This window comes from Kitasatospora sp. NPDC024654 (assembly GCF_055559155.1).
Window position 1 is genome coordinate 10,437 of the sequence record NZ_JBVHLF010000118.1, and the last position, 6,351, is coordinate 16,787.

At 67.1% G+C, this 6,351-nt stretch carries 5 protein-coding genes; all 5 read left to right on the forward strand.

Features of this window, described 5'->3' with window-relative positions; translation table 11 throughout:
• Positions 1 to 144: 144 nt before the first annotated feature.
• Positions 145 to 630, forward strand: coding sequence for a hypothetical protein (locus ACZ38L_RS35320; RefSeq protein ID WP_465701396.1), 486 nt, complete (start codon positions 145 to 147; stop codon positions 628 to 630).
• Positions 631 to 897: 267 nt separating this feature from the next.
• Positions 898 to 1,554, forward strand: a complete 657-nt coding sequence (locus tag ACZ38L_RS35325) for a hypothetical protein (RefSeq protein ID WP_465701398.1) — start codon at positions 898 to 900, stop codon at positions 1,552 to 1,554.
• Positions 1,555 to 1,865: 311 nt separating this feature from the next.
• Positions 1,866 to 3,080, forward strand: a complete 1,215-nt coding sequence (locus tag ACZ38L_RS35330) for an MFS transporter (RefSeq protein WP_465701400.1) — start codon at positions 1,866 to 1,868, stop codon at positions 3,078 to 3,080.
• Between the two features lie 685 nt (positions 3,081 to 3,765).
• Positions 3,766 to 4,812: a S53 family peptidase gene (locus ACZ38L_RS35335; protein ID WP_465701402.1), complete on the forward strand. Its 1,047-nt coding sequence runs from the start codon at positions 3,766 to 3,768 to the stop codon at positions 4,810 to 4,812.
• Positions 4,813 to 4,984: 172 nt separating this feature from the next.
• Positions 4,985 to 6,160, forward strand: a complete 1,176-nt coding sequence (locus ACZ38L_RS35340) for a hypothetical protein (RefSeq protein ID WP_465701404.1) — start codon at positions 4,985 to 4,987, stop codon at positions 6,158 to 6,160.
• Positions 6,161 to 6,351 lie beyond the last annotated feature (191 nt).

Consider the following 6,351-nt stretch of genomic DNA (forward strand, 5'->3'; position numbering starts at 1 on the left):
GACGGACAAGCCCCCAAGAGTGAGATCCACAAAGGAGAGGAGGCCCACCCCCACCAAAAAAAGAAGAAAACCAAGGCAGGAAATTGTGTTTCCCCCCCCCCCCCCCCCCCCCCCCCACCAGGCGGAGGCGCGTAGTCTCGCGGGATGCAAACGCGCATGAATGCACGGGGGGCATTCCACTCGAAGGCCCGGCTGCTCGCCTGGAGCCTCGCGTTGGTTCTCCTGGCCGCAGGCGCTTTGGCCTGCTACATCTGCTTCGGCTCGGAGGGGCAGACAGTCCCCGGGACCCCAAGGGACTTCGTCGGAACATGGTCCTCAAGCCACGGCACTGAGATCACCTTCACCAGCAACGGACAGTTCACCGCTCGACAGTGGCCGGCCGGCTCGGAACCGGCCGGAGACTTCCACGGCACCTGGAACGTCCAGACGGGCACAGCCGTCCTCTCCTTCCCCGGCCTGGATCCCCAGCTGCTCCCGGACCCCATCGTCGACCTCGTGAAACTCACAACCAGCGCTCCCGCGGTCTGCATAGAGCTGGACCCCGACGACTTCTGCCCACTCGGGGTGCTCGTGAGCACCCCGGCCGCGGGTGCCGGCTCCCCCCAACCGTCGGCGACCGCGACACGGTGATCGCCTCGGTGCTTGCTCTGGCCCAGCAGAGGACGGTCACACCGCTTCTCCCGTGTGACGGACCGGACCGGCACACGTAAAACGACCGGCCGAGGGAGCGACTCCAACCGTCGCCGACCTGCCACAGCTCGGCATCCAATGCGGGTGGCCTTGTTCATGAGCTGTGAAGTCAGTTCGTCATGACTTTGGGAGGCACCTGCTGATCGACCGGGGCGATGTTCACGAGAACGGGAGGCACCGGCGGATACGGCGCGGCATAGTGCACAGGTGACTGCGACTCCTGCCAGCCTGGACCTGCCCGCACGCCGACGCCGCCACGCCCGGCTGATCGCAGCCCTGACCACCACGGTCGGGGCCTGCGCCACGGCGGCGCAGGCCCTGTACCAGCCCGTCGCCGACGCCCCACCCGGGCAGGAGGCGGTCGTGGTGGACCCCCTGCAGGTCGTCTACCTCAGCCACACCGCGGCCCCGCTGCTGGACGCGGCCCGAGCCGAGGACGACGCCCGGTGGCCGGCCGCCGTCGCACGGGAGCAGGAGCAGGCCCAGCGGACGAGCGCCGCGCGGGTGGCACTGGCGCAGGCCGAGGAGATCGTGGAGGAGCCCGGACTGTCCTGGCCCGTTCCGCTGCCGAACGCGCAGCAGAGCGCGGCTATCGACCTGGCGGGCGCCGGTGACCAGGTCGCCGAACTGTGGCGCGCCGACCCGGAACGGGCCGCTGCCCTGGTGCGCGAACTGGCGGCTGGCGGGGAGTTCACTGCGGCCGAGGTCCTGGACGCGGCGGTCGGCGCCGCCATCGGCGCCGGGCTGCTGGCGCTCGCCGACGCCGGCACGGCGTCCGACCCGAGCATGAAGGCCGAGCAGTGCCTGGAAGCCGTCCCGTACCTGGTGCTCGCGGTGGCCCTGGCATCCGCCGACCTGGATTGACCCGATCAGCACTCCCCGGTGCTGCCCGTTCTCGTGAACATTCGACCCGGCGGCTGCCTCCCGAACTGCTGTCAAAACGCTGTCCAACGACGTGATCAGAGCCTATGCGGGGCTGCGCCTCGCGCCGCGCCCCCCTCCGCACTCGCAGGCAAGCCACCCGCCAGCCGCGTCCCCAACCTGAGTAACTGTCAAGACTTGTGGACCGGGACTTGCTGATACATGCCGGGTACTCAGCGGGCTCGGGAGGGATCTCGTGGACCGGCCCTGTGCTGCCTTGACCTTGACCCAGGGGCAAGCTCCAGCGTTTGGGCATGGGGATCTTCATGGATATCGAGCCGCTGCGGCATCAGGACTTCGGCAGGCTGTGGCTGGCGGGGGCGATTACGACGTGCGGTGCCCAGTTGACGGCGGTGGCCGTGCCGTTGCAGATCTACGGCCTGACCGGTTCGTCCGCTGACGTGGGACTCGCGGGCCTTGTCAGCTTCGTTCCGATGGTCCTCGGATCGCTGTGGGGCGGAGCTGCGGCGGACGCTGCCGACCGGCGTCTGGTGCTGTTGTGCACTAATTCCGGGATCGGGGTGGCCTCGCTGCTGCTGTGGGGCCAAGCCGCGGCCCACCTGCGTTCGGTGGTGCTACTGCTCGTTCTGGTGGGGCTGCAACAGGCCTGCTTCGGCGCGAACGCCGCCGCAGGCGGTGCGGTCGTCCCGCGCCTGGTACCAGCTGCGGCCCTGCCGGCGGCGAACACGCTGCAGTCGACGGCTTCCTGGTCCGCGGGAATCGCGGGCCCGCTGCTGGCCGGCGCGCTTCTGCCTGCTGTCGGGAGCTCCACGCTCTACTTGATCGATGCCGTGGCGCTCACAGCGACGCTCCTGGCCGTGTGGCGGCTCCCGCCTCTGCCGCCTGTAGGCTCCGGCGGACGCCGCAGGAGCGGCGTGTTGGCTGGGATCCGGCTGCTCACCATGGACAAGGTCCTGATCGTTACCTACGCCGCCGACTTCTCAGCGCTCTTCCTCGGCCTGCCCTACGCGGTGTATCCGCAGCTCGCCGCGGGGCTGCGCGGTGCCGACGTCGTGGGCGTGCTGTATGCGGCGATCCCGGTCGGCAGCGTGCTGGCTGGGCTGCTGTCCGGGACCTTCACCCGGGATCGTCGCTATGGCGCCGCGATCTGCGGCGGGGTCTGCTGCTGGGGCGGGGCGATCGCTGGGTTCGGCCTGGTCCGGTCCCTGGCAGCGGCTTCGGGCCTGCTCGTCGTGGCGGGCGCCGCGCTCACTGTGCTGAGCGCGTTCCGCAAGTCCGCGCTCCAAAGCGTCGTCACCGACGAGCTGCGGGGTCGCCTCCAGGGCGCCGACACGGTCATTGCCGCCGGTGGTCCCCGCCTCGCGGGCCTGGCCCACGGCGCGGCGGCCTCCTTGGTTGGTCCCATGTGGGCAGTCACGGGCGGGGGCCTGCTGGTGGTGGTAGTGATGGTGGCGCTGTATCTGGCGGTCCCGGACTTCCGACGCTTCGAAGGGCCGAACATCGGGTGACGTGTGATCAGGCTGCTGTCGGTTCCCCGCGCTCGATCAAGACGCCATTCTTGAACCTGGCACCGGAGCGGACAAGAGCAACGAGGTGGGCTCCAGTGATCGCGCGCCATCGCATCTGGGCGGACTCGACATCGGCTCGCCGGCCGCAGCCTGACCCCAGGCCGGCACCGGGCCCCAGCATGCTGACACACCATCAGACGACACACTCCCGCCAACGTGACAGCGCCCCTCAGTGGGCTGTGCGCTCCGCGCAGGCGGAGGTTGGTCGCTGGTCGTGCAGCCGACGGCGGTCTTCCAGGTGTTTGAGGGAGTTCAGCCATTTGGTGGCGCCCAGGTGGTCGCTCGAACGGTGGCGTCACATGGTGAGTTGTGCGACACAGTGCCCACACCTCCTGGCCTGGAGGAGGAGCGCCCCATCACGGGCCCAGTGTCCTTCCCCCGCGTGAAAGAGGTCGTCATGGGCCCTTCTCGTCTCCGCCCGCCACTTATTGCCGGGGTTCTGTTCGTCAGCATGATGAGCACGCTCGCCGCGACAGGAAATGTGCGGACCCCGACAGCTGACCGCTCCTGGCACACCAGCGCCGCAGCTACTGCCGGAGGACAGCCGACCTACAGGCGGGTCTGCCCGCTGCCGCCCGACCAAAGCCGGGTAGCCTGCCAAGCCTTCGTACGTACCGATCTTCCGGTGATCGAGGCAGCCCAGCCGCGCTGGGTACCCGGCCTGACTCCCTCGGACATCCGCAGCGCTTACGGCCTCACTGCGTACCGTACCGGCCGGACAGTGGCGGTGGTCGTCGCCTACCACCACCCCCACCTGGCGGCCGACCTTGCGGTTTACCGCTCACACTTCCACCTGCCTCCCTGCGCACCGGCCGATGGCTGCCTCCGTGTGATCGACCAGCGTGGTGGCGTCATGTACCCGCCCACCGTGCAGGGTTGGGCGTCGGAGGAGGCGATGGATGTCGAGGCGGTGAGCGCGACCTGTCCCACCTGTCGAATCCTGGTCGTGGAGACCGATTCCGACGAAGGGTCCAACCCCCTGCGCGGCAGGGGGAACATGATCGCAGGCGTTGACCAGGCCGTCCGGCAGGGGGCCACGGTCGTCAGCAACAGCTGGGGCATGCTTGAGAAGCCGGAGGATCTGCAGTACGACAGCGTCTTCCGTGACCATCCGGGAGTCGCCTTCGTCTTCTCCAGCGGGGACAGGAGCTTCGGCATGATATGGCCTGCAGCATCGCCGTACGTCACGGCGGTCGGTGGAACTTCCTTGACCCGAACTCCCCAGGGGTGGGCCGAGACGGCTTGGAAGGGTTCCGGCTCCGGCTGCTCCGTTTTCGAGCCGAAGCCGTCCTTCCAACATGATCCTCTGTGCCCGCGGCGTACCGTCGCCGACGTCTCCGCCGTCGCCGACCCGAGGACCGGTCTGGCGTTCTACACGACCGTCTCTGACCATGGATCCGGGTGGGGTGTCCAGGCTGGGACCAGTCTGGCAGCCCCGCTGATCGCGGCCATGTACGCGATGGCATCCCGGCCAGGACGTGACGACTACCCCAACTCCTACCCCTATGCCCACCCGTGGGCATTCCACAATGTCACCCGCGGTGCCACCGGCTCGTGCGGTACCTACTTGTGCATGGCAGGCCCGGGGTACAACGGCCCTACCGGTCTTGGTACGCCGCGGGGACTCCTCGGATTCCAGCGGTCGGGAATCCGGAGACTGCCGGGGAGCTGACACCGTGGCAAAGCATCCCCCCTCCGGCTCGCGTCCGCGGCAGCTGCGAATCCTGCGGCGTGGGTCAGCGCCCGTCCCGCGCAGGGAGGGCGCACGCCCACGGCTCTTACGGACACCACAGCGCACGAAGCGCCCACCGGTCACCCTGCTGGCGATTCTCCTGGTTCTCCTGGTGACGGCCTTCTTCCTCGGTCGCTTCGGCATCGAGGACATCAGCGGAGCCCTGACTTACGCCGGTCGCATCACCGGCGTACTCATGGCCCTAGCCTCGGCCGCCATGCTGCTCGGCGCGATCACGGTGGTGGACCACTGGTTCGCGCGCAGATACCAGTACTCCGGTCTGGTGGCACTCCTGAGCACTATCACGGCAGCTGTGGCCAACGGCCTGCTTCTCCTCACCACGGTGCAGGACGGTGACTCCAGCGCCTACCGCGTCCTGTGGTCGGTGCTCACGGCAGGCTCCATAGCGGCCGCCGTCACCATTTACCGGACGTCGGTAGCGATCCCGGCCCCCAAGCGGATCGCGGCGGCGGTGGCCATCTCCACTGCCATCGCCGTCGCCAACTTCGGATACACGCAGTTCTATGAGCCCTACCAACGTGAGCCCAACCCCATCATCGACGTGGACCTAGGAAAGCCTGTCCTGAACGCAGACGGGAAATCCTTTGCCGTGCCGGTCACGATCAAACTCAGTACGCGGAGCGACGTGAGCCTCTATGTGCTCGGCACGGAGTTCCATGTCCTGGGCAGCGTAGTCCCGTTGAGCCAGACGGACCGACTCACAGAGGAATGGCAAAGTGATGTGGAGGACGGGTACCAGGCATCCCGTCGGGAGGTCCACCAGTCACCCCAACTAGTGGAAGCAGGCCGTTGGATACCTGACTTCGGGACATGGATCCCGCCGAACACGACATATGTAACCAGCAGACTGCTCGAGCTTCCAATCGATACGCCATACGACCAACTCCAGATCAGGGCAAGCGCGGAATTCGCCCGCAAAGACCGAATGCTCCTGGATACTCTGCAGTCACCCAAAGCGTACTCATGGCAGGACCGCAACAGCGCCCCCGACCCCTGGCCACACCCGTCCGATTACGTGGTCTATCAAGCTCGTATTCGTGAGAACAATGCCATCGCACAACACACCAGAGATCCTCGCTACGTCACCGTCTGGTGGACCTTCGGCGACAAGGGCTCGGGTGTGGTCGGAACCCTCGCACGCAAGGCTGACAGGTATCGTCTACCTACGGCTGCCGAAGACTACCAATGGGTGGCGAGATACGGATTCCAGATAAACGAATCGGGATTTGTCACACGAAGCTTGTGGGACGTCAAACACCAGTCATGAAGAGCAATAGTCAAGAGTTGTGGGTTGAAGACCTGGCATTTCTACTTGCGGTGCCGCGATGATCGCATCGTGATCTTGCGGCCAACACCGTTGCGTTAACCTCGATCTTGCATGACGGCTCGTCAGCTTGGCTGGCGGGCCGTTTTTGCTTGGCCGGGCCGGTGTTTCTGCTCTGTGGGCATGGTGAGGGC